The sequence below is a fragment of the Corynebacterium sp. HMSC035E02 genome (assembly GCF_001836065.1).
Lineage (GTDB): Bacteria > Actinomycetota > Actinomycetes > Mycobacteriales > Mycobacteriaceae > Corynebacterium > Corynebacterium hiratae.
Genome location: NZ_KV827345.1, coordinates 1 through 982, shown reverse-complemented (window position 1 = coordinate 982; position 982 = coordinate 1). Strand labels below are relative to the sequence as shown.

At 55.4% G+C, this 982-nt stretch carries 1 protein-coding gene; it reads left to right on the top strand.

Annotated features, from left to right (window positions below):
* A partial coding sequence (locus HMPREF2635_RS13420) for an Ig-like domain-containing protein (protein ID WP_246824859.1) occupies positions 1-982 on the top strand: 982 nt, incomplete at both ends.

The window sequence follows — 982 nt, the reverse complement described above, 5'->3', positions numbered from 1 at the left end:
CGGTTGTTGTGACTTACCCGGATGGTTCTAAGGACAACGTCGATGTGACTGTCACTGTCACCAACCCTGATCCCAATGCGGATCCGGACTGGAATGACGACAAGGGTACGCCTGGCGACAAGGTTGAGATCCCGAACACCGGCGGTGACGTTCCGGAAGGCACCACGGTTGAGACCGATGGCCCTGGTAAGGCTGAAATCGATGACAACGGCAACCTGATTGTCGACATCGATAAGGACGCTAAGCCTGGTGACAAGATCACTGTCATTGTCAAGGACAAGGACGGCAACGAGATCGACCGCGTAGTCGTCGAGGTTGAGAATCCGGATGCTCCTGCTGATAAGCCGGACTGGAATGACGACAAGGGCAAGCCTGGCGACAAGGTTGAGATCCCGAACACCGGCGGTGACGTTCCGGAAGGCACCACGGTTGAGACCGATGGCCCTGGTAAGGCTGAAATCGATGACAACGGCAACCTGATTGTCGACATCGATAAGGACGCTAAGCCTGGTGACAAGATCACTGTCATTGTCAAGGACAAGGACGGCAACGAGATCGACCGCGTAGTCGTCGAGGTTGAGAAACCGTCTAAGCCGATTATTCCGGGACCGACCTGGCCGATTGACCCGAATAAGCCGGGTAAGGACGATCCGTCTGAGACTCCGGAGGTCATCAAGCCGACCATTGATCCGGCTAAGGACGGTGACAAGGAGATCACTGGTACCGCTAAGCCTGGTACCGATATCACCGTTACTGTCACTGACAAGGACGGCAAGAAGACCGAGAAGACTGTCAAGGTTGGCGATGACGGTAAGTGGAAGGTCGTTGTTGACAAGGAGCTGAAGACTGGCGACAAGATTGTTGCCAAGGATAAGGACGGCAACGAGGCTTCGCGTATCGTCACTGGCGACTCCAAGCCGGCTCCGAAGCCTGATGGTTCCGCGGATTGGACTGGTTCTTCCAACCTGTCTGAGCGTTGCAT